Origin of the sequence: Burkholderia sp. MSMB1072 (genome assembly GCF_001524725.1) — a bacterium.
In the GTDB taxonomy this organism is placed as follows: domain Bacteria; phylum Pseudomonadota; class Gammaproteobacteria; order Burkholderiales; family Burkholderiaceae; genus Burkholderia.
Window position 1 is genome coordinate 40224 of the sequence record NZ_LOYC01000017.1, and the last position, 20875, is coordinate 61098.

The 20875-nt window shown below is 66.8% G+C and carries 19 protein-coding genes; 9 read left to right on the forward strand and 10 right to left on the reverse strand.

Going from position 1 to position 20875, the window contains the following annotated elements:
- Complete coding sequence (locus WS89_RS08740) at positions 1–1221, reverse strand: cupin domain-containing protein (RefSeq protein ID WP_059505800.1); 1221 nt, start codon at positions 1219–1221, stop codon at positions 1–3.
- Positions 1222–1253: 32 nt separating this feature from the next.
- Here WS89_RS08740 and WS89_RS08745 point away from each other — a divergent pair, with 32 nt between their 5' ends.
- Entirely contained in the window at positions 1254–1796 is a 543-nt protein-coding gene (locus tag WS89_RS08745) for an FKBP-type peptidyl-prolyl cis-trans isomerase (RefSeq protein ID WP_034207726.1), read from the forward strand.
- Here WS89_RS08745 and WS89_RS08750 read toward each other — a convergent pair.
- The 3 genes from WS89_RS08750 to WS89_RS08760 all read right to left on the reverse strand — a co-directional run bounded on the left by WS89_RS08750 (position 1776) and on the right by WS89_RS08760 (position 6294).
- A complete protein-coding gene (locus WS89_RS08750) occupies positions 1776–3047 on the reverse strand; it encodes a hypothetical protein (protein ID WP_179949855.1) in 1272 nt (423 codons plus the stop codon). The two genes, WS89_RS08745 and WS89_RS08750, sit on opposite strands and share 21 nt — an antisense overlap.
- Complete coding sequence (mutS, locus tag WS89_RS08755) at positions 3028–5685, reverse strand: DNA mismatch repair protein MutS (protein ID WP_059790511.1); 2658 nt, start codon at positions 5683–5685, stop codon at positions 3028–3030. The genes WS89_RS08750 and mutS overlap by 20 nt, the downstream gene beginning before the upstream one ends.
- A 117-nt stretch (positions 5686–5802) precedes the next feature.
- Complete coding sequence (locus tag WS89_RS08760; protein ID WP_059790513.1) at positions 5803–6294, reverse strand: hypothetical protein; 492 nt, start codon at positions 6292–6294, stop codon at positions 5803–5805.
- Positions 6295–6672: 378 nt separating this feature from the next.
- Between WS89_RS08760 and WS89_RS08765 the strand changes: the two genes are divergently transcribed.
- Positions 6673–6999 (forward strand): EthD family reductase, encoded by a 327-nt coding sequence (locus WS89_RS08765; RefSeq protein WP_034207723.1) that lies wholly within the window; start codon positions 6673–6675, stop codon positions 6997–6999.
- A 238-nt stretch (positions 7000–7237) separates the two neighbouring features.
- Positions 7238–7933 carry a methyltransferase family protein gene (locus WS89_RS08770; protein ID WP_082741826.1) on the forward strand — a complete coding sequence of 232 codons (696 nt, stop codon included), beginning with the start codon at positions 7238–7240 and terminating at the stop codon, positions 7931–7933.
- A 117-nt stretch (positions 7934–8050) separates the two neighbouring features.
- On the opposite strand, the gene WS89_RS08775 is transcribed toward WS89_RS08770, so the two are convergent.
- Together WS89_RS08775 and WS89_RS08780 are read right to left on the reverse strand one after the other, a co-directional pair.
- Complete coding sequence (locus tag WS89_RS08775) at positions 8051–9673, reverse strand: NAD(P)/FAD-dependent oxidoreductase (RefSeq protein ID WP_059505806.1); 1623 nt, start codon at positions 9671–9673, stop codon at positions 8051–8053.
- 304 nt (positions 9674–9977) lie between these two features.
- A complete protein-coding gene (locus WS89_RS08780; RefSeq protein WP_059505808.1) occupies positions 9978–10781 on the reverse strand; it encodes an inositol monophosphatase family protein in 804 nt (267 codons plus the stop codon).
- A 280-nt stretch (positions 10782–11061) separates the two neighbouring features.
- On the opposite strand from WS89_RS08780, the gene WS89_RS08785 reads away from it, so the two are divergent.
- Together WS89_RS08785 and cysE are read left to right on the forward strand one after the other, a co-directional pair.
- On the forward strand, positions 11062–11886 hold the full coding sequence (locus WS89_RS08785) for an RNA methyltransferase (RefSeq protein WP_059790517.1): 825 nt from the start codon (positions 11062–11064) through the stop codon (positions 11884–11886).
- A gap of 292 nt (positions 11887–12178) precedes the next feature.
- A complete protein-coding gene (cysE, locus tag WS89_RS08790) occupies positions 12179–12952 on the forward strand; it encodes a serine O-acetyltransferase (RefSeq protein WP_257127380.1) in 774 nt (257 codons plus the stop codon).
- 48 nt (positions 12953–13000) lie between these two features.
- Here the strand turns inward: cysE and WS89_RS08795 are convergent, their stop codons facing one another.
- From WS89_RS08795 to WS89_RS08810, 4 genes are all read right to left on the reverse strand, one after another.
- Entirely contained in the window at positions 13001–13801 is an 801-nt protein-coding gene (locus tag WS89_RS08795; protein WP_034207717.1) for a UDP-2,3-diacylglucosamine diphosphatase, read from the reverse strand.
- 26 nt (positions 13802–13827) lie between these two features.
- The gene (locus WS89_RS08800) at positions 13828–14319 is read right to left on the reverse strand and encodes a peptidylprolyl isomerase (RefSeq protein WP_006483987.1); all 492 of its coding nucleotides are present in this window, start codon (positions 14317–14319) and stop codon (positions 13828–13830) included.
- An 88-nt stretch (positions 14320–14407) separates the two neighbouring features.
- Positions 14408–14983 (reverse strand): peptidylprolyl isomerase, encoded by a 576-nt coding sequence (locus WS89_RS08805; protein WP_059505814.1) that lies wholly within the window; start codon positions 14981–14983, stop codon positions 14408–14410.
- Between the two features lie 40 nt (positions 14984–15023).
- Positions 15024–15746, reverse strand: a complete 723-nt coding sequence (locus tag WS89_RS08810; RefSeq protein WP_059790519.1) for a tetratricopeptide repeat protein — start codon at positions 15744–15746, stop codon at positions 15024–15026.
- Between the two features lie 234 nt (positions 15747–15980).
- Here WS89_RS08810 and cysS point away from each other — a divergent pair, with 234 nt between their 5' ends.
- The 4 genes from cysS (at position 15981) to tilS (ending at position 20792) form a co-directional block, all read left to right on the forward strand.
- A complete protein-coding gene (cysS, locus tag WS89_RS08815) occupies positions 15981–17378 on the forward strand; it encodes a cysteine--tRNA ligase (RefSeq protein ID WP_059505818.1) in 1398 nt (465 codons plus the stop codon).
- 43 nt (positions 17379–17421) lie between these two features.
- The gene (locus WS89_RS08820) at positions 17422–18249 is read left to right on the forward strand and encodes a DNA-3-methyladenine glycosylase family protein (protein ID WP_059790521.1); all 828 of its coding nucleotides are present in this window, start codon (positions 17422–17424) and stop codon (positions 18247–18249) included.
- 103 nt (positions 18250–18352) lie between these two features.
- A complete protein-coding gene (locus WS89_RS08825; protein ID WP_006478433.1) occupies positions 18353–19324 on the forward strand; it encodes an acetyl-CoA carboxylase carboxyltransferase subunit alpha in 972 nt (323 codons plus the stop codon).
- 46 nt (positions 19325–19370) lie between these two features.
- The gene (gene tilS, locus WS89_RS08830) at positions 19371–20792 is read left to right on the forward strand and encodes a tRNA lysidine(34) synthetase TilS (protein WP_059790523.1); all 1422 of its coding nucleotides are present in this window, start codon (positions 19371–19373) and stop codon (positions 20790–20792) included.
- Positions 20793–20875: the final 83 nt, after the last annotated feature.

Below are 20875 nucleotides of genomic sequence, written 5' to 3' on the forward strand. Positions count from 1 at the left end.
CTAATTCCGGCTTCCGACCCGTATCCAGCCCGCACGATACCACTCGTGCAACAAAGCTGTCATCGACGGAACCCGGGATAGTGTTACAAACCGTTTCGCCTCCATCTGGCGTTGATTGGCCAGTTCGGGCAGCCATTCATCGGCTTGCTCGAGCGACCCTTCTTCGCCATTAATGAAGTACGAGCGCGCGTTATACATCAATGCGGCCCTTCTGTCGAGACGCACGCCACGGCGTGACGCTTGCGTGACGAACGCGGCCTCGGACAGCGGACGCTCGGGCGGGTCGAAAACGACGTTCGGTTTGGGCTCGCTCAGATAGCAGCCGAGGAATTCGGCGACGTCGCGCTTGCGCCAGCGGATCGCGTCAACGATCTCGGCGACACGTTCGACCATGGCCGGTGGCAGTTGCGCGGGTACGTCGACGGCCGGCTGCTTCGGATCGCGGTAGAGGTCGTCGCCGCCCGCGTCGCGCAGGCCGCCGCGCTCCGCGAGGTAGTACAGGAACTGGGCGCCCAGCTCGCCGGCGGACGGGGCCCGGAAGCCGATCGAGCAGGTCATGCACTCGCCTTCGGCGACGCCGTCGTGCGCGATGTGCGGCGGCAGGTACAGCATGTCGCCGGGCTCCAGCACCCATTCGTCGCTCGGCTCGAAGTTCTCGAGAATCTTCAGCGGCACGTCCGGCTGCAGCGACAGATCCTTCTGCGCGCCGACCCGCCAGCGGCGCCGGCCTTCGACCTGCAGCAGGAATACGTCGTATGAATCGAAGTGCGGGCCGACACCGCCGCCGTCCGTCGCATACGAGATCATCAGGTCGTCCAGTCGCGCATCGGGAATGAAGCGGAAGCGGTCGAGCAACGCGCGGGCCGCGTCGACGTGCAGGTCGAGCCCCTGCACGAGCAAGGTCCAGGATTTGCGCGTCACCGCAGGCAGCGAGTCGGGCTCGAACGGACCGTGCGCCAGTTGCCACTTGTTACGAAAATGGGTGATCAATCGCGATTCCGCGTCATAGTCGGCGGCGAGCTCGAACAATGCGTCGCGCGTGACCGGCGACGCGACGCCGGGAATCGCCTGGCGGATCAGCAGCGGTTTTTTCTGCCAGTAGCCGCGCATGAATTGCGCCGGCGTGAGGCCGCCGAGCAGCGGCGTGGGAAGATCGGAGGGCGGCGCGCCGAGCGGGGCGGCAGCGGCATCCCGCGGTTCGGCTTGAGACCGGTTGCGCATCGTATAATGGGACTTGTACTTGGGAGAATTGGATGAAAATCGCAAAAAACACCGTCGTATCGGTCACTTACAAGCTGTCGGACGCACAGGGCAATCTGATCGAGGAAAGCGACGAGCCGATGGTCTATCTGCACGGCGGCTATGATGGCACGTTCCCCAAGATCGAGGAACAGCTCGACGGCCACGAGGCGGGCTACCAGGCGCAGATCCAGCTCGAGCCGGAGGACGCGTTCGGCGACTACGATCCCGAACTCGTGAAGATCGAGCCGCGCGATCGTTTTCCCGAGCCGCTCGAAGTGGGCATGCAGTTCGAAGGCACGCCGGAAGACGCCGACGAGGAAGTCGATTCGCTGATCTATACGGTCACCGATATCGCCGAAGACAAGGTCGTGCTCGACGGCAATCACCCGCTGGCGGGCATGGCGCTGCGTTTCGCGCTGACCGTGAAGGACGTTCGCGAAGCCACCGAAGACGAAATCGAGCACGAGCACGCGCATGGCGCGGAAGGGCTCGAGATCGTCGACGAGGATGACGACGAGGACGGCGAAGCGCCGTCAGGGCGTACGCTGCACTGAGCTTGCCGGCAGGCCCGGCGCCGGCCCTGATCCGGGGGGCGGTGCCGGCGACGACGCGCCGCCCGGTGCGGCGCCGTCGCCCTGCAACGGCGGCGCGACCGACGACGCGTCGGGCAGCGCCGGCAGCGCAGGGATTTCCGGCATCTGCGGCAGCGGCACGTCGTCGCGCGGCACGAGCGGCAGCGTGGGCGGCACCGGCAGGTTCTTCGGCACCTCCTGCAGGCTCACGTTGAAGATCGTCTGCCGCGCGGGCGATACGGTCACCTTGACCCACTGGTTCGCCGGGTGGCGCGGTCCGATCGCGACGCGCGTCACGTTTCCTACCAACTCACCGTCGTCGGCATGCAGCGGACGGTCGATCAGAAAGCCATTCGCCAGCGGTTCGCCGCTCGCGTGCATCACCAGTATCGGGCCGCGGAACGTCGCCGCCGCCTTCACCAGCGTTCGTTTCAGTTCACGGAAGCCGTCGCGCACGCGCGGCCGATTGAAACGCAGCCACGCGAAGCGCTCCGAGCGTTCGTAGCGTTCGAACTGCGGATCGCCCTCGAAAATCACCACCATCGCGCGGGCTTCGCGCCGCTTCGCATATTCGGCGGCGTGGTCGACCCAGAAGCCGTTTGCGATGATGCGGTCCTCGAATTCGCCGTTGCGGCCGCCCGCCGTCAAATAATGGTTGTTCGGTGCCGGCGCATTGAGTGCGACGTAGACGATGTCGTCGCGCATCCAGCGTGCGTTCTCGCGATATGGCCGGAACCGCGCGACTTCGCTCTCCCGCGTAATCTGCAGCGCACCGGGGTCGGGCAGCGCCGACTCGGCGAGCAGGGTCTGTCGCAGGAAATCGAGCCGCTCGACCGGATCGTAACCGCCGCCGGCCGCGGTGTTGCATGCGATCCAGTCGTCGTGGCCGGGAATGAACACGAGCGGGATGCGCGCCGAATCCAGGATCGCGCCGCGCTGCGAATACAGCGTGTCGCGGCATGCTTCCTTCGGGCCTTTGAGGTCGCCCGCGTAGACCGCGAATGCGAGATTGCGCTCGCGTGCGATCGCATCGAGCAGCCGCTGCGCGGCCGGTTCGTCCGCCGGCCCGTCGATGACGCCCGACACGACTGCGAACGAGTAGGGCGCGGCGCTGCGCTTGGGCGGCGCGGCCAGCGCACCGGCCTGCGCCAGCGCAAGCAGTGTCGCGGCGAGCGCGGCGGCGGCGCGGGCCGGCAGGCGCCGCGAGATGCGCTTACGCGTGCCCGTCGGCATCGTGCGACCGGACCAGCGTGCGCAGCTCGTACAGCAGGTCGAGCGCCTCGCGCGGCTTGAGATCGTCGGGATCGATGTCGCGCAGCTTTTCGAGCGCCGGGTGCGGAGCGTCGGGCAGCGCCGGCGCGTCCGCGCATTCGAGATCGTCGATGGCCGCCGGCGGCGCGCTGAAGAGGTCGAGCTGCGGCGTGTGCTGGGAGGCCGACTGCTGTTCGAGATATGCGAGGTGCTTGCGCGCGGCGCGGATCACGGGCGCCGGGACGCCCGCGAGCTGTGCGACCTGAAGGCCGTAGCTCTGGTTCGCCGGGCCTTCGTTGACCGCGTGCAGGAATACGATTCCGTGGCCGTGCTCGACCGCCGACAGGTGGACGTTGGCCGCCTGCGGGAATTCGGCCGGCAGTTGCGTCAGCTCGAAGTAGTGCGTCGCGAACAGCGTGTAGCACGCGTTGTGCGCCAGCAGGTGGCGCGCGATGGCCCAGGCCAGCGCGAGGCCGTCGAAGGTCGACGTGCCGCGGCCGATCTCGTCCATCAGCACGAGGCTTTGCGGCGTCGCGTCGTTGAGGATCGCCGCGGCTTCGGTCATCTCGACCATGAACGTCGAGCGGCCGCCCGCGAGATCGTCGGCCGCGCCGATGCGCGTGAAGATCCGGTCGATCGGGCCGAAGCACGCCGATTTCGCCGGCACGTAGCTGCCGACGTACGCCATCAGCGCGATCAGCGCGGTCTGCCGCATGAACGTGGACTTACCGCCCATGTTCGGCCCGGTGATCAGCAGCAGCTTGCGATCGACGCCGAACCGGCAGTCGTTCGCGATGAACTGCTCGACCTGCGCTTCGACGACCGGATGGCGCCCCTGCTCGATTTCGATGCCGATCTCGTCGGTGAAGGTCGGCGCGACCCAGTCGAGCGCGCGCGCACGTTCGGCGAACGCGGCCAGCAGGTCGAGTTCGGCGAGGGCCGATGCGACGCGCTGGCACTCGGGGATGAACGGCAGCAGCGCCTGCAACACCGAGTCGTACAGCGCGCGCTCGCGTGCCAACGCGCGCTCCTGTGCGGACAGCGCCTTGTCCTCGAAGGTTTTCAGTTCCGGCGTGATGTAGCGCTCGGCGTTCTTCAGCGTCTGGCGGCGGCGGTAATCGTCGGGCACCTTGTCGGTCTGGCCGCGCGTGACCTCGATGTAGAAGCCGTGCACCTTGTTGTATTCGACGCGCAGGTTCGCGATGCCGGTGCGCGCGCGCTCGCGCGCTTCGAGATCGATCAGGAACTGCCCGCAGTTCTCGGAAATGTCGCGCAGCTCGTCGAGCTCGGCATCGTAGCCGCGCGCGATCACGCCGCCGTCGCGCACCATCGCGGCCGGCTCGGTGGCGATCGCGCTCGTCAGCAGGTCGAGGCATTCGGCGGGCGGCGCGAGCGCCGCGTCGACGCGCGCGAGCGCATCCGCGTTCGCGACGATCGCGCCGATGCGCTCGCGCAGCGCCGGCAGCGCGGCGAACGTGTCGCGCAGGCTCGACAGGTCGCGAGGGCGCGCGGACAGCAGCGCGAGACGACCGGTGATCCGTTCGACGTCGGCGATCTGGCGCAGCGCGCTGCGCAACGCATCGAGGCTCGCGTTGGCCGGTGCATCGAGCAGCGCGCCGATCGCCTGCTGGCGCGACTGCGCGGCAACCGAGGCGCGGGGCGGATGATGCAGCCAGTGGCGCAGCAGGCGGCTGCCCATCGTCGTGCAGCAGGTGTCGAGCAGCGAATACAGCGTGGGCGACTCGGTGCCGCGCAGCGTCTCGGTCAGTTCGAGGTTGCGGCGCGTGGCCGGATCGAGGCCGATGTATTCGGTTTCGTTCTCGACCTTCAGGCTGCGCACGTGCCGCAGTTGCTGGCCTTGCGTGGCCGCTGCGTAGAGCAGCAGCGCGCCGGCCGCGCCGCATGCGCTCGTCAGCGAATGCGCGCCGAAACCGTCGAGGCTCGCGACGTCGAGCTGGTCGCACAGGCGCTGCGTGCCCGACGCGATGTCGAAGTGCCAGGCCGGCACGCGTTTGCTTGCGCCCGCGCCGGCGGGAATGGCGTCGGTTGCACCGTCCGGCGTCAGGATTTCGGCTGGCCGGATGCGTTCGAGCGCGGCGGCAAGCTGTTCGGGCTCGATTTCGGCGAGCCGCAATGCGCCGCTTGCGAGGTTCAGCCACGCGAGGCCGATATTGACCGCGACGCCGCGCTTGTTGTGGCCGGTGCACATCGCGAGCAGGTAGACGTCGTTCTTGTCGGACAGCAGCGCGGCATCGGTCAGCGTGCCGGGCGTGACGACGCGTACGACCTTGCGCTCGACCGGGCCTTTCGACGTGGCCGGATCGCCGATCTGCTCGCAGATCGCGACCGATTCGCCCATCTTCACGAGCTTCGCCAGATACTGCTCGACCGCGTGATGCGGGACGCCGGCCATCTTGATCGGCGTGCCGGCCGACGCGCCGCGCTGCGTGAGGGTCAGGTCGAGCAGGCGTGCCGCTTTTTCCGCATCCTCGAAGAACAGTTCGTAGAAGTCGCCCATCCGGTAGAAGACGAGCGTGTCCGGATGATCGGCCTTGATGCGCAGGTACTGCTGCATCATCGGGGTATGGCCGGCAAAGGCCTCGGGCGACAGCGTGGTCATAGGTCAGGCATGAAGTTGTTGCTTGGGTTGCCCGAGTTTACCAGTGGCTTCGACGTCCACGCGCGAAGTTCGCCGTTTGGCCAGGTGCGGGTGATGGCGAGCGGCAGCGGGCGATGCCTACTTGCTCTCGTCCAGCGCGTCGTTCCAGACCTTCGCGCCCCGCTCGTGCGAGGCAACGCCGTTGAAGAACGACTCGATGGCGGCGCTCATATCGAAGTCGCCACACTTGTCCCACAAGACGAGTTTGGGCTTGTGTACACGGAAGTTGCCGGTGCTCTTCGGCGTGTATGCGACCGCAATGGCTGCCCTTGCCGACGGGAAAGCGTAGGACCGCGCTTCCAGAACGATCGCATCGAGCTTTTTGCCATCGGGAGTCGCGAGCCGGCCGTCGTACGCCAGCACGCCGTCGCTTGCGTTGAACGGATTGCTCTCGAGACGCTTTCGGCCTTGCTCCACTGCTTCGCCTGCATCGTCGAACACCAGCCGCTCGATTTTCCGCTGACCGTCGTCCGTCTGAAATGCTGCGATAGGGACAAAGCCATCTGCGTCGGAGACACACCAGACGGCATGCGCCGCAATAAAACCAGCGAGTTCGAAGGCAGTGAGCATGATGGTGGGGGCGGATAGGTCAGAGTCGAGCGCTCATGTAACCGGGAAAGTTGCTTTCGGTTGCACGAGTTTACCAGCGGTCCAAACGGGACCGCTCGCAGTTCGCCATTCGGGCGGTCGTCGGCGATGGCGATCGGCTGCCATGTGATAGACGTGCTCACGCGACTGCCGACCCACACAGCGTCCGACGTCGCCGGACTGCTCCCGCATCGTTGGATACCCCGCGCCACCAAACTGGCAAGACGGGTTCACCGGTGCCTACAATCAGATCAATGCGTGCGCCGATTCCGAAGGACTTTCCCCGCGCCTGTATCGGCGACTCGATTTCGTCTTGCGCGCGCCGCCGCGTCGATTACCTTGGAGCAACAGGAGAACCCGATGATCAAAGTCAGTGTCATGTACCCGTACGCCGCAGGCGCGCGATTCGATCATGCTTACTATCGCGAGCGGCATATGCCAATGGTGAAACAGCGCCTCGGCGCCGCATGCCTGTACTACACGGTGGACAAGGGAATCGCCGGTGGTGCGCCGGGCATGGATCCCGTGTACGTGGCCAAGTGCGACTTCGTCTGCACTTCCTTCGAAGCTTTCCAGGCAGCCCGCGATCCGCATGCGCAGGAGATCATGGCCGACATCGCCAATTACACGGATATACGACCCGTGCTGCAAATCAGCGAGGTGGTCGTGGAGCGTTCGGAAACCTGACCCACGTTCCGATCATTGGGGGCGAGCGGGCAGAATCAGATCCGTCCGGAAAACGCCATGACCTGTGAAACGATTGGCAGGCTGCGTCATCCGGTCCATCGGTCTTCCTACTGGCCGATACGCTCGGGACTTACACCAATTCGCGTCGCAAAACTGAAACTCGGGCCAGTGTCGAAAAGATCGGCGTGCTACGCTGAGACATCGATATATAAATACAATAGATTAACGGGGCACGAACATGAAGCAGGCCATGCAGGATGTTGGGGGAGCGTCCGCGCAAAGTACGCCAGTGTCGCCCATGACCGCGGTCGCGGCCAAGTCGGAGCGGATCGATCCGATCGAGCTTGGCGCTCGCGTGTCTTCAGTGACCGTGCTGGGCGCATTCGCTTATCTGATTTATATGCAGTGGCGATTGAACCCGAGCCGGATCACGCTGATCCTGCTGCTGATGTCCGCGGGACTGACCGTCGGAATGTCGGCTTTTGCGAAATTGCCGACGCGGCGGAACTGGCACCCCGTCGCGGTGTGCTTTTCTCTTGGCGGGTCGTTCTATTACCTGGCCTATCAACTGACCGCCAGTACGCAACTGATTCCGGAATGGGCAGGGGGCGTCTGGCAAATTGCCGGGATTGCGTGGCAACTGTTCGCGAAGCTGTCGCTGGGGCGCTCGTTCGGCCTGCTGCCGGCCAATCGCGGGGTCGTTTCGACGGGGGCATACCGGTTCATGCGTCATCCGATCTATGCCGGTTACCTGCTGTCCGAAATCGGTTTTCTGCTCTCCAACTTCAGTATCCGAAACCTGCTCGCGATCGGCATCTGGATGCTGCTGCAGATCGGGCGAATCGTCATGGAGGAGAGGGTGTTGTCGGAAGACGCGGATTATCGTGAGTACAGGACGAAGGTGCGGTACCGGTTGATGCCAGGCGTGTTTTGACGGGAAGGCCGAAAGCGCGCAACGGCCGGGCGCCGATCGCGCGCATGGGCGCGGCGGACACGCGAAAGCCGGCGCGCTCGGGTCACGGACCTTCGCGCGCCGGCCCCGTATCGCAAATCAGGACGCGTGCGCCGACGTCAGGCTGAGCGCCACCGCCTGCGCGACCTCGATCCCGTCGATCGCTGCCGAATAGATGCCGCCCGCATAGCCGGCGCCTTCGCCGGCCGGATACAGGCCTTCGACGTTCAAACTCTGGTAGTCGTCCTTGCGCCGAATCCGGATCGGCGACGACGTGCGCGTTTCCACGCCGGTGAGCACGGCATCGTGCATCGCGAAGCCGGCGATTTTCTTGTCGATCTCGGGCAGCGCTTCGCGGATCGCTTCGATCGCGTAGTCCGGCAGCGCGGTGCTGAGATCGGTCGGATTCACGCCGGGCTTGTACGACGGTTCCACGGTGCCCAGCGACGTCGACGGCCGGCCCGCGATGAAATCGCCGACCAGTTGGCCCGGCGCGCGGTAATCGCCGCCGCCGAGTTCGAATGCGCGTTCTTCCCATTTGCGCTGGAACGCGATGCCGGCGAGCGGGCCGCCCGGATAGTCGTCCGGCGTGATGCCGACGACGATGCCCGCATTCGCATTGCGCTCGGCGCGGGAATACTGGCTCATCCCGTTGGTGACCACACGGCCTGGCTCCGAGGTCGCGGCGACCACCGTGCCGCCCGGGCACATGCAGAAGCTGTAAACGGCGCGCCCGTTGCTTGCGTGGTGGACCACCTTGTAGTCGGCCGCGCCGAGCTGCTTGTGGCCCGCGAACTTGCCGAAGCGGCTGCGATCGATCAGCCCCTGCGGATGTTCGATGCGAAAACCCAGCGAGAACGGCTTGGCTTCGATGTAGACGCCGCGGTCGTGCAGCATCTGGAACGTGTCGCGCGCGCTGTGGCCCACGGCCAGCACCACGCGGTCGCACCGCAGCGTTTCCCCGTTCGACAGCTTGAGTGCGCGCACCTTGCCCTGGTCGATTTCGATATCGTCGACGCGGGTTTCGAAACGCACTTCGCCGCCGAGTTCGTGGATCGACGCGCGCATTTTTTCCACCATGCTGACGAGTCGGAACGTGCCGATGTGCGGCCGGCTCAGATACAGGATGTCCTCGGGGGCGCCGGCCTTGACGAATTCGTCCAGCACCTTGCGGCCATAGTGGTTCGGATCCTTGATCTGGCTGTACAGCTTGCCGTCGGAAAACGTCCCCGCGCCGCCTTCGCCGAACTGCACGTTGGATTCCGGGTTGAGCACGCTCTTGCGCCACAGGCCGAAGGTGTCCTTGGTGCGCTCGCGCACGGCCTTGCCGCGTTCGAGAATGATGGGACGGAAGCCCATCTGCGCGAGGATCAGCCCTGCGAACAGCCCGCACGGCCCCATGCCGATGACGACGGGGCGCAGGAAGTCGGCGTGCTCGGGCGCCTTCGTGACGAAGTGATACGTCATGTCGGGCGTCACGCCGCAATGCGGCTTGCCGGCGATGCGCTTGAGCGCGGCTGCCTCGTCGGTGACTTCGACATCGACGATGTACGTGAGCTTGATGTCGGCGCGCTTGCGCGCGTCGTGCGCGCGGCGGAACACGGTGTAACGGAGCAGCCCGTCTGCCGCCACGCCTAGCTCGGCGAGGCGCGCGCGAATCGCGGCCTCGAGCGCGCTGTCGGGGTGGTCGAGGGGAAGTTTGATTTCGCTTAGCCGTAACATGGGGACTCGGATGCGATTGCCACGGCGCCGTGGCGGTGTTGATACAGGCGGGGCCGGCATGCCGGCGGCGTTGTTCGCCGTGCGGGCATGCCGGACGCAAACCATGCGCTGTCGTTGCGGGACAAGCGGCGCGAGCGGCAGTACGCCGACCCGTGCGGGCAACTCGAGCAACTTCAGGATAGGCGCACGAAGCGACCCGTGTGCACGGAAGATTGTCTCGCGTGTCGGGCGATCGGCGCGCCATCGTGGCGATGCCGCGCGCGCGGTTTGCGCAGAAGCCGCGCCACGCGGGCGCGGCCCGGGCTTATTCGGCTGCCGGATGCACGCGGCTGTACCGGTTCAGGATCGGGATCATCTGCGCGTAGATCTTCGGGTTCGCGGCGACGATCTCGTGGCGATGCAGGAAATCGGCGTCGCCCGTGTAGTTGCCGACGAGGCCGCCGGCCTCGGTGATCAGCAGGCTGCCCGCCGCCATGTCCCACACGTTGATGCCTTGCTCGAAGAATGCGTCGAGGCGGCCGGCCGCGACGTTCGCGAGGTCGAGGGCCGCCGCGCCGGGGCGGCGCAGGCCCGTGCAGGCCTGCGTCATCTCGGTGAAGAGGCGCGCGTATGCGTCGAGGCCGTCCTTCTCGCGGAACGGGAAGCCCGTGCCGACCAGCGCGTCCGACAGGCGATCGCGGCGGCCGACGCGGATGCGGCGGTCGTTCAGGTACGCGCCGCGGCCGCGGGTGGCCGTGAACAGGTCGTTCTTGTTCGGATCGTAGACGACGGCCTGCGTGACGATGCCCTTGTGCTCGAGCGCGATCGATACGCAGTAGTACGGGAAGCCGTGGATGAAGTTGGTCGTGCCGTCGAGCGGGTCGATGATCCACTTGAATTCGGATTCGTTCTCCGATTCGCCCGATTCCTCCGCGAGGATCGCGTGGTCGGGGTAGGCGGTCTTCAGCGTCTCGATGATCGCGTCTTCGGCGGCCTTGTCCACTTCGGTGACGAAGTCGTTCTGCTGCTTCTTGCGGATCTCGATCAGGTCGAGATCGAGGGACGCGCGATTGATGATCTGTCCGGCGCGGCGCGCAGCCTTGACAGCAATATTGAGCATGGGATGCATGAGCCTGGATCCTGTAGCCGGCGGCACGGGCCGCCACGAAGTGGGACAACCGCCCGGAACGGCGCAAGCGTGCCGGGGCGAGGTGAGACGCGAATTGACAAAGAGCGGGGTACGACCCGCGCTGCGCGGAGCGCGACGCGTAAAGGCATGATTTTACCCGATTTTCGGCAGTTTCAGGCGAGCGGCATGCGGGGAAACCCCACTGGCCGCCCGGACGAGTGGGTTTGCGGGAGCGATGGCGATACCATACGGCCATTCTGATGAACCGAGTCGTATCGTAGTGGAAACCTCGCAGAACCCCGCCGCGCCGTCCGAATCGGGCGCGGCCTCGTCCTTGCCGCCGTCCGGCGGCTTCACGTCCACCCGTTTCGTGCTCGTCGAGCCGAGCCATCCCGGCAACGTCGGGGCGGCCGCCCGCGCGCTGAAGACGATGGGCTTCTCGCGCCTCGTGCTGGTCGCGCCGCGCGTGCCGCACGTGCAGAGCGACCCCGAAGCGATCGCGATGGCCAGCGGCGCGGACGACGTCCTCGCGTCCGCGCACGTCGTGCCGACGCTCGGCGAAGCGCTGTCCGGCGTTCACTGGTCGATCGCGCTGACTGCGCGCACGCGCGAATACGGGCCGCCGCGCCTCGCGCCGCGCGCGGCCGCCGCGCAGGCGAGCGCGCAGGTCGGCACGGGCGACATCGCGCTCGTGTTCGGCAACGAGCGCACCGGCCTCGCGAACGAGCATGTCGAGCAGTGCAGCGCGCTCGCGCACATTCCGGCCAACCCGGCCTACAGTTCGCTGAATCTCGCGCAGGCCGTGCAGGTGCTCGCATACGAGTTGCGTGTCGCGTTTCTCGAGCAGGCGAGCGAGCCGTCGGCGCAGCCGCAGGCCGAAGCGGGCACGCTCGCGCAGAGCGACGAAATCGAGCGGATGTACGTGCACCTCGAGAACGCACTGATCGCGCTCGACTTCCTCGATCCGCGCAATCCGAAGAAGCTGATGCCGCGGCTGCGGCGCCTGTTCGCGCGCACGGGCCTCGAGCGCGAGGAGGTCAACATCCTGCGCGGCGTCGCCAAGCATATCCTGCTGAAATCGGGCAAGCCGGGCGGCGACGCGTAAGGGGCCGGCGCTCCGATTGCCGGGCGCGGGGGCGTTCGCCGGTGAATGCAGCGTGTGGCCGAACAGGCCATGCAGCGACCGACCGGCAACGCCGAACCCGCTGTTTCTCCCGATCGCCCCGCCGCAGCAAGTGTCCCGGCCGAATACCCGTGCCGGCCGCGGGGTGAACGCGCGGCCGCGTGCGGCCCGCCGCGACTGGCCCTACAATCGCCGAACCTCATAAGCAAATGACCCGGCGCGATAACGGCCGGCATTGCCGGCGATGCGCGCCGGCCTTTTCCCGGATCACATCATGTTCACGAGACTGCGCGAAGACATTGCAACGATTCGCGAGCGGGATCCCGCCGCTCGCAGTGCGTGGGAAGTGCTGACCTGTTATCCGGGGCTGCATGCGCTCGTGCTGCACCGTTTCGCGCATGCATGCTGGCGTGCGAAACGCTACTGGCTCGCGCGGTTCGCGTCGCAGGCAGGCCGGTTCCTGACCGGGATCGAGATCCACCCCGGCGCGACGATCGGCCGGCGCGTGTTCATCGATCACGGCATGGGTGTCGTGATCGGCGAGACGGCGATCGTCGGCGACGACTGCACGATCTATCAGGGCGTGACGCTGGGCGGCACGTCGCTCACGCGCGGCGCGAAACGCCACCCGACGCTCGAGGCCGGCGTGATCGTCGGCGCGGGCGCGAAGGTGCTCGGCGGGTTCACGGTCGGCGCGGGCGCGAAGATCGGCTCGAACGCGGTGGTCGTCAAGCCGGTGCCGGCGGGCGGCACGGCGGTCGGCAATCCGGCGCGCATCGTGATGCCGGCGCAGCCGAAGCCGCAACCCGAACGCGCGGCATTTTGCGCATACGGGATCACGCCGAACGCCGACGATCCGATGTCGCTCGCGATTCACGGGCTGATCGATCACGCGGCGAAGGAAAGCCGCCGCGTCGACGAGATCGTCGCGGCGCTCGAGCGGCTCGGCACGCATCTGGAAACGCTGCAGGGCGCCGACGCGGCGGGCCTCGACCTGCGCAGGCTGTCCGCGGTGCTGGAAGGCAAGACGGTCGAACGCCAGATGTAACGAACGGGAAGCGCGCCGACGACTGCTGTCGGCGCGGCAGCGGCGGCGTCAGTCGAGCGGCATCGCGTGGATGCCTTCCGCATCGACGCGCAGGTAGCCGCCGCGCGGCGTGCCGTGATCGAGATCCCAGTCGGGCAGCACCCAGCGGATTCCGCCCGGTTCCGCGTGGCGCGCGGGGCGGTGCGTGTGGCCGTGAATGATCACGCTCGCGCGGCTTTTCCGGAACAGCGCGGCCACGCCTTCCCGCGTGACGTCGTAGAGGGCCGAAGCGGGGCGCATGCGGCCCGCTTCGCTGGTCGAGCGCATGCGTTGCGCGAGCGCGCGGCGCCAGCGGAACGGCCACGCGAGAAACAACCATTGCGCGACGCGGTTGCGCGCGAAGCGACGGAACATCTGGTAGCCGCGGTCGGCCGTGCATTGCGCGTCTCCGTGCGCGAGCACGATGCGCTGGCCGAACGCGACGATCAGCGAAGGATCGGGCAGCAGCATCGCGCCGGCGGCCTTCATGAAGCGCCGGCCGAGCAGGAAATCGCGGTTGCCGTGCATCACGTAGAGCGCGATGCCGCGTTCCGAGAACGTGTGCATCAGCGCGGCCATGCGCGCGGCGAACGGATCGTCGTCGAGGATATCGTCGCCGATCCAGTATTCGAACAGGTCGCCGAGGATGAACACCGAATCGGCGCTGTCGGCGGTGTATCTCACGAAATGCTCGAACGCGGCGACCGTCTTCGGAATCGCTTCGCTCAGGTGCAGATCGGAGAGAAACAGGAACGGGCGTGCGGCTTGCGCGTACTCGCGCTCGCCCGGCACGCCCGCGGAGACGCTTCGCGGCGGACTCTCCTGCAACATCGAAGTGCCTCCGTAACGACTGCGCGTCAGACCACCACGGCCTTCTCGATCACGACGTCGTCGGTCGGCACGTCCTGGTGGAAGCCGGCGTTGCCCGTCTTGACGCCCTTGATCTTGTCGACCACGTCCTGGCCTTCGACCACCTTGCCGAACACCGCGTAGCCCCAGCCCTGCGGCGTCGGCGACGAGTGGTTCAGGAAGTCGTTGTCGTTCACGTTGATGAAGAACTGGGCGGTCGCCGAATGCGGATCGTTCGTGCGCGCCATCGCGATCGTGTAGTTGTCGTTCTTCAGGCCGTTGTTCGCTTCGTTGTCGATCGGCGCATCGGTCGGCTTCTGCTTCAGGCCCGGCTCGAAGCCGCCGCCCTGGATCATGAAGCCGTTGATCACGCGATGGAACACGGTGCCGTCGTAATGGCCCTTCTTCACGTAGTTCAGGAAGTTCTCGACCGTCTTCGGTGCCTTCGCGGCGTCGAGTTCGAGCTTGATCACGCCGTGGTTCGTATGCAGTTCAACCATGATGAATTCCTTCGGTGAGGCGGTTTAAATGGCACGCGGCCGGTCGTGCGACGCGGCCGCGTGAGGCGCCGGACGTGCCGGCAGGTCATTACTTCGAGACGATGCTCGCGGATTCGATCACGATCGGCTGGGCCGGCACGTCCTGCATCGGGCCGCGCGAGGTCGTCGCCACGCCTTCGATCTTCTTCACGACGTCGAGACCCGACACGACCTTGCCGAACACCGCATAGCCGTTGCCGTCCGGGTTCGGGTAGTCGAGGCCGCTGTTGTCGACCGTATTGATGAAGAACTGCGCGGTAGCCGAATTCGGGTCGCTGGTGCGCGCCATTGCGATCGTGCCCGTCAGGTTCTTCAGACCATTGCGGCTCTCCAGCGGGATCGGCGCGCGGGTCGGCTTCTCCTCGAAGTTGGTCTTGTAGCCGCCGCCCTGGATCATGAAGCCCTTGATCACGCGATGGAAGATCGTGCCGTTGTACTGGCCGGACTTCACGTAATCGAGGAAGTTGGCGACGGATTTCGGCGCCTTCTCCGGATAGAGCTCGACGCGGATGTCGCCCTGCGAGGTCTTCAGCTGCACGACGGGGTGCGCGGTGGCCGTTTGCGCGAACGCGGGTGCGGTCGCGAGAAGGGCGGCGCCGCCAAGCGCCAGCAACAGACGTTTCATTGCGATCCTCAGGTTGGGAGGGGAAGGAAGGCCGCGCCGCTTATTTCGACGGCGCGACGTACGGCGCCGCCAAGGCGCCCGACGGACCGCTGAACTGGAACGTCGGCGACATCGGCAGCGTGGTGGTGCTCACGTTCGCGGCGGCGCGCTCGGTGTAGTCGCGCGTGGTCGGCGTCGTCGCGCGGGCGTTCGGCGCGGCCTTCGACGGCGACACGATCTTCTGGAGATCGGCGAGGCGCTGCGCGGTCGCGCCGCTCGTGCGGCCGAGCGATTGCGCGCGCTTGTACGATTCGGCCGCGAGCCGCAGGTACAGATCGCCGAGGTTCTCGTACGCGAGCGAGTAGCCCGGGTTCGATTGCGTCGCGGTGACGAGCGCGGTGCGCGCTTCGTCGTAGCGGCCGTGCTTCGCGTAGAGCGCCGCGAGGTTGTTGTACGGCTCGGGCAGTTCGGGGTACGCCTGCGTGATCGCGACGAATTGCTGAATCGCGTCGTCGTCGCGGTTCAGGCGGGCCAGCACGGTGCCGCGCTTGAACTGCGCCTGCACGTCGTGCGGGTTCGACGCGATGCGTGCGTCGAGCTGCGCGAGCGCCTGCTTCCACTGCTTGCCGGCGATCGACGCGTCGATTTCGGGGGTGCCGTCGGCGACGGCCGGGGCCTTTTGCGCATGCGCCGCGGGAGCCGCGAAAAGCGTCAGCGCGACGCCCATGACGGTGGTCGCAACGAGGGTCGCAGCGCTCGGCGCGCGGCCGCGATGAGGTTTCATAGGCGTAAATCGGAATGTTATACTCCGAGCCATTCTAACAAAACGTCTGCGCGTTCCGGCGAGCGTCAGACAGTCTTTCTTAGCCTCTCGTGGCCGTCACCGCTGTGCTTGCAGCCTGACCGCCCCATGTGATATCGAGGACGCGCGGCCTGGCGCCGCGGCAGATGGTCCGTCCGTTTCGCATGCTGGGCGAGCTTCGCCAGGGCGGTTTCCTTCGGCTCACGGTTCATCTCTATGGAATCACTGCGCATCTACAACACGCTCGCGCGTGACAAGCAAGTTTTCGTGCCGCGCCAGTCCGGCGAAGTGCGGATGTACGTATGCGGGATCACCGTCTACGACTATTGTCACGTGGGCCACGCGCGCATGCTGGTCGTGTTCGACCTCGTCCAGCGCTGGTTGCGTGCGATCGGCTATCGGGTCACGTATGTGCGCAACATCACCGACATCGACGACAAGATCATCCGCCGCGCGGTCGAGAACGGCGAGACGATCAAGTCGCTGACCGACCGCTTCATCGGTGCGATGCACGAGGATGAAGCCGCGCTCGGCATCCAGCGGCCCGACATCGAGCCGCGCGCGACGCAGTTCATCCCGCAGATGCTCGGCATGATCGAGACGCTCGAGACGAACGGCTACGCGTACCAGGCGACCGACGGCGACGTCAATTACTCGGTGCGCAAGTTCACGAACTACGGGAAGCTGTCGGGCAAGTCGCTCGACGATCTGCGCGCGGGCGAGCGCGTCGCCGCGAACGACGCGAAGGAAGATCCGCTCGACTTCGTGCTGTGGAAGCGCGCGAAGCCGGAAGATCCGGAAGGCGCGTCGTGGGCGTCGAAGTACGGGATGGGTCGCCCGGGCTGGCACATCGAGTGCTCGGCGATGGGTTGCACGCTGCTCGGCAATCATTTCGACATCCACGGCGGCGGGCAGGATCTGCAATTCCCGCACCACGAGAACGAGATCGCGCAGAGCGAAGGCGCGACCGGCGAGACGTTCGTCAATTACTGGATGCACAACGGCTTCGTGCAGGTCGACAACGAGAAGATGTCGAAATCGCTCGGCAACTTCTTCACGATCCGCGAAGTGCTCGAGCGTTACGATGCGGAAGTCATGCGCTTCTTCATCGTGCGCACGCACTACCGTTCGCCGCTCAATTACAGCGACGTGCACCTCGACGATGCGCGCGCATCGCTCACGCGTCTGTACACCGCGCTGAAGGACGTCGACGCCGATACGCTCGCGCTCGACTGGAACGAGCCGCACGCGCAGCGTTTCGCGGCCGCGATGAACGACGATTTCAACACGCCGGTCGCGGTGGCGACGCTGTTCGAGCTGGCGGGTGAAGTCAACCGCACGCGCGATGCGTCGCTCGCGCGGCAACTGAAACAGTTGGCGGGCTTGCTCGGCCTGCTGGGCCGCGAACCGCGCGCGTTCCTGCAGCAGGCGTCGGGTGCCGCGCAGGCGGGCGGGCTCGCTGCCGACGAGATCGAAGCGAAGATCGCCGCGCGCGTCGCGGCGAAGCAAGCGAAGGACTATGCCGAAGCGGACCGGATCCGGGCGGAATTGCTCGAAGCCGGCATCGCACTTGAAGACAAACCGGGCGGATCGACCGAATGGCGTCGCGTATGAGCGCGGCGCGTTCCACTGACCGATCCGTCAGGTAGGAGGCAAGATGGCAACGGCCAGAAAAGCGCCGGTCAGGCGCGCGACCCCGGTCGCCGCGCGTCCGGCAGCCAAGCGCGTACCGGCGACGAAGGCGGACGCGACGCGCGCCGTGCCGAACGGCGCGCTGAACGGTCATGCGCAGCCCGCGGCCGCGCCGCCGGCCGCCGACACGGCCCGCAAGACACGTGCGTCCGAAGCGGACGGCGAGGAGGTCGTCGTGCGTCCTGCCTATTGGGACAAGGCGTGCGCGGACCTCGTCAAGCGCGACCGGATCCTGAAGAAGCTGATTCCGAAGTTCGGCCCCGCGCATCTCGTGAAGCGTGGCGACCCGTTCGTCACGCTCGCGCGCTCGGTCGTCGGCCAGCAGATTTCGGTGCCGTCCGCCCAGTCGCTGTGGGCGCGCATCGAGGACGCCTGTCCGAAACTCGCGCCGCAACCGGTGATCCGGCTCGGCGCGGACAAGCTGATCGCGTGCGGGTTGTCGAAGCGCAAGACGGAATACATCCTCGATCTCGCGCAGCATTTCGTGTCGGGGGCGCTGCACGTCGACAAATGGACGTCGATGGACGACGAGGACGTGATCGCGGAACTCACGCAGATCCGCGGCATCAGCCGCTGGACGGCCGAGATGTTCCTGATCTTCAACCTGTCGCGGCCGGACGTGCTGCCGCTCGACGACCCGGGCCTGATCCGTGCGATCAGCGTCAATTACTTCAGCGGGGAACCCGTCACGCGCAGCGAGGCGCGCGAGGTGGCAGCCAACTGGGAGCCGTGGCGCACCGTCGCGACCTGGTACATGTGGCGCAGCCTCGATGCGCCCGACGCCGACGCCTGAGCGTCGGCTATCGGGTTTTAAACATCAATAGTTGAGAGCCGGTTTTGAGCGTCGCCCGCGCGGGTAGAATACGCGCTGCCGCAAGACCCAAGGATTCGAACACATGAAGACCACGTTTCTGGATTTCGAACAGCCGATCGCCGAACTCGAGGCCAAGATCGAAGAGCTGCGATTCGTGCAGGACGACTCGGCTGTCGATATTTCGGAAGAAATCGAGCGGCTGTCGAAGAAAAGCCAGCAACTGACGAAAGACCTCTATGCGAACCTGTCGCCGTGGCAGGTTTCGCAGATCGCGCGGCACCCGCAGCGTCCGTACACGCTCGATTACGTTGCGGAGCTGTTTACCGATTTTCACGAGCTGCATGGCGACCGCGCGTTCGCGGACGATCTGTCGATCGTTGGCGGTCTCGCACGCTTCGGCGGCCATCCGTGCATGGTGATCGGTCACCAGAAGGGCCGCGACACGAAGGAGCGCGCCGCGCGCAACTTCGGGATGCCGCGCCCGGAAGGCTATCGCAAGGCCGAACGCCTGATGCGTCTGGCCGAGAAGTTCGGGCTGCCGATCTTCACGTTCGTCGACACGCCGGGCGCGTACCCGGGCATCGGCGCGGAAGAGCGCGGCCAGTCGGAGGCGATCGGCCGCAACCTGTACGTGATGGCCGAGCTGAAGACGCCGATCATCACGACGGTGATCGGCGAGGGCGGCTCGGGCGGCGCGCTCGCGATCGCGGTGGCCGACACCGTGATGATGCTGCAGTTCTCGACCTACTCGGTCATCTCGCCGGAAGGCTGCGCGTCGATCCTGTGGAAGAGCGCCGCGAAGGCGCCGGAAGCGGCGGAAGCGCTGGGTCTGACCGCGCACCGCCTGAAGGCGCTCGGCCTGATCGACAAGATCATCAACGAGCCGCTCGGCGGCGCGCATCGCGATCCGAAGGGCATGGCCGCGCTGCTGCGCCGTGCGCTGGCCGATTCGCTGCGCCAGTTCCAAGGCATGAGCATCGATGCGCTGCGCGAGCGCCGCTTCGAGCGCCTGATGGCCTACGGCAAGTTCAAGGAAACCACGCCCGGCGCATGACCGGCTGCGTATTCCATTCGCGCGCCGCTGCGCGCGCGTCCCGCTCGTGATCCCGCCCACCGAATTCTCCGCCGACCGTGTCGTACTCGACGCGGTCGGCGTTGCGCTTTCCGGCCTGCCGCCGGATGCGCGCATCGCGATTGCCTACAGCGGCGGCCTCGATTCGACGGTGCTGCTCGATGCGGCCGTGCGTGTCGCGGGTGCATCGCGCTGCGTCGCGCTGCACGTGCATCACGGCCTGAGCGCGAACGCCGATGCATGGGTCGCGCATGCCGAAGCGGAGGCGGCACGGCTCGGTGTCGCATTCGAATCGATGCGCGTCGACGTGCCGCGCGACAGCGGGCTCGGTATCGAGGCGACGGCGCGCGAGCGTCGCTACGCGGCGCTCGACGAGATGGGCGAGCGCCACGGCGTGGCGGCGCTGTGGCTCGCGCAACACGCGGACGACCAGGCCGAGACGGTGCTGCTGCAACTGTTGCGCGGGGCGGGAATCGCGGGGCTTGCCGCGATGGCGCCGCGATATCGCCCCGACGGCACGCGCATCGAGCGTGTGCGTCCATTGCTGCGACTGTTGCGCGCACAACTCGAGCGCTATGCGGAGCAGCACGCGCTCGCGTGGATCGACGACGAATCGAACGGCGATACGCGCTATGCGCGCAATGCGCTGCGCATCGACGTACTGCCGGCGCTGGCCGTGCATTTCCCGGGCTTTCGCGACGCGCTCGGTCGCGCCGCCCAGCATGCGGCGGCCGCTCAGCGGCTGCTCGACGATCTGGCCGAGCTGGATTTCGCCGTCGCCGCGCGCGATGACGGTCGGGCGCTGTCGCGCGATGCGCTGGTCGCGTTCGACGACACGCGAGGTGCGAACCTGCTGCGCTTCTGGATGCGTCGGCTCGGTTTGCCGGGCGCGTCGGCTGCCCGGCTTGCCAACATGATGCGGCAACTGCGCGCGGCACACGACGCGCATGCGCTGCGCGTCGATCACGCGGGGCAGTGCCTGCGGCTCTATCGCGACGTCGTCTACTGGGAAGCGGGCGACAGCAGCGAACCGGCCGACGATGGCGCGGGGACGTCGCAACCGGAGGCGGCGCTCGCATGGGACGGACAGGAAGTGTGGCGCCTGCCGGGATGGCGCGGCACGTTCGTGTTCGCGCCGGCCGACGCAGGCAGTGCCGACGCGGTGCCGGAAGGATTGCTGCGCAGCGCGCGATTGGCGGCGCGCGCCCGGGCCGGCGGCGAACGGATGCGTACGTCGCCGGGCGGGCCGGGCCGGACGCTGAAGAACCTGTTCCAGGAGCGCGGCGTGCCGGCGTGGCAGCGCGACGTGCCGCTGCTGTTCGCGGGCGACCGACTGATCTACGTGCCGCGGCTGGGCATCAATCGCGACATCGACGTGCCTGAGGACGCGGCGCCCGGCGCCCCCGCATGGCGCCGGATCGAATGGCGCCCTGACCTGTTGATCGCCTAGCGGCGGCGGGCTACCGGCGGCGCGATGGCGTGCCCTTTTTCACCATTCGGTAAACAGCACCGGAACGGCCGCCGACACGGCGC

What these genes read in the sequence shown, in the direction of transcription:
- WS89_RS08740 (WP_059505800.1), bottom strand. Translation starts at nt 1,221, where the DNA reads ATGCGCAACCGGTCTCAAGCCGAACCGCGGGATGCCGCTGCCGCCCCG.
- WS89_RS08745 (WP_034207726.1), top strand. Translation starts at nt 1,254, where the DNA reads ATGAAAATCGCAAAAAACACCGTCGTATCGGTCACTTACAAGCTGTCG.
- WS89_RS08750 (WP_179949855.1), bottom strand. Translation starts at nt 3,047, where the DNA reads ATGCCGACGGGCACGCGTAAGCGCATCTCGCGGCGCCTGCCGGCCCGC.
- mutS (WP_059790511.1), bottom strand. Translation starts at nt 5,685, where the DNA reads ATGACCACGCTGTCGCCCGAGGCCTTTGCCGGCCATACCCCGATGATG.
- WS89_RS08760 (WP_059790513.1), bottom strand. Translation starts at nt 6,294, where the DNA reads ATGCTCACTGCCTTCGAACTCGCTGGTTTTATTGCGGCGCATGCCGTC.
- WS89_RS08765 (WP_034207723.1), top strand. Translation starts at nt 6,673, where the DNA reads ATGATCAAAGTCAGTGTCATGTACCCGTACGCCGCAGGCGCGCGATTC.
- WS89_RS08770 (WP_082741826.1), top strand. Translation starts at nt 7,238, where the DNA reads ATGAAGCAGGCCATGCAGGATGTTGGGGGAGCGTCCGCGCAAAGTACG.
- WS89_RS08775 (WP_059505806.1), bottom strand. Translation starts at nt 9,673, where the DNA reads ATGTTACGGCTAAGCGAAATCAAACTTCCCCTCGACCACCCCGACAGC.
- WS89_RS08780 (WP_059505808.1), bottom strand. Translation starts at nt 10,781, where the DNA reads ATGCATCCCATGCTCAATATTGCTGTCAAGGCTGCGCGCCGCGCCGGA.
- cysE (WP_257127380.1), top strand. Translation starts at nt 12,179, where the DNA reads ATGTTCACGAGACTGCGCGAAGACATTGCAACGATTCGCGAGCGGGAT.
- WS89_RS08795 (WP_034207717.1), bottom strand. Translation starts at nt 13,801, where the DNA reads ATGTTGCAGGAGAGTCCGCCGCGAAGCGTCTCCGCGGGCGTGCCGGGC.
- WS89_RS08800 (WP_006483987.1), bottom strand. Translation starts at nt 14,319, where the DNA reads ATGGTTGAACTGCATACGAACCACGGCGTGATCAAGCTCGAACTCGAC.
- WS89_RS08805 (WP_059505814.1), bottom strand. Translation starts at nt 14,983, where the DNA reads ATGAAACGTCTGTTGCTGGCGCTTGGCGGCGCCGCCCTTCTCGCGACC.
- WS89_RS08810 (WP_059790519.1), bottom strand. Translation starts at nt 15,746, where the DNA reads ATGAAACCTCATCGCGGCCGCGCGCCGAGCGCTGCGACCCTCGTTGCG.
- cysS (WP_059505818.1), top strand. Translation starts at nt 15,981, where the DNA reads ATGGAATCACTGCGCATCTACAACACGCTCGCGCGTGACAAGCAAGTT.
- WS89_RS08820 (WP_059790521.1), top strand. Translation starts at nt 17,422, where the DNA reads ATGGCAACGGCCAGAAAAGCGCCGGTCAGGCGCGCGACCCCGGTCGCC.
- WS89_RS08825 (WP_006478433.1), top strand. Translation starts at nt 18,353, where the DNA reads ATGAAGACCACGTTTCTGGATTTCGAACAGCCGATCGCCGAACTCGAG.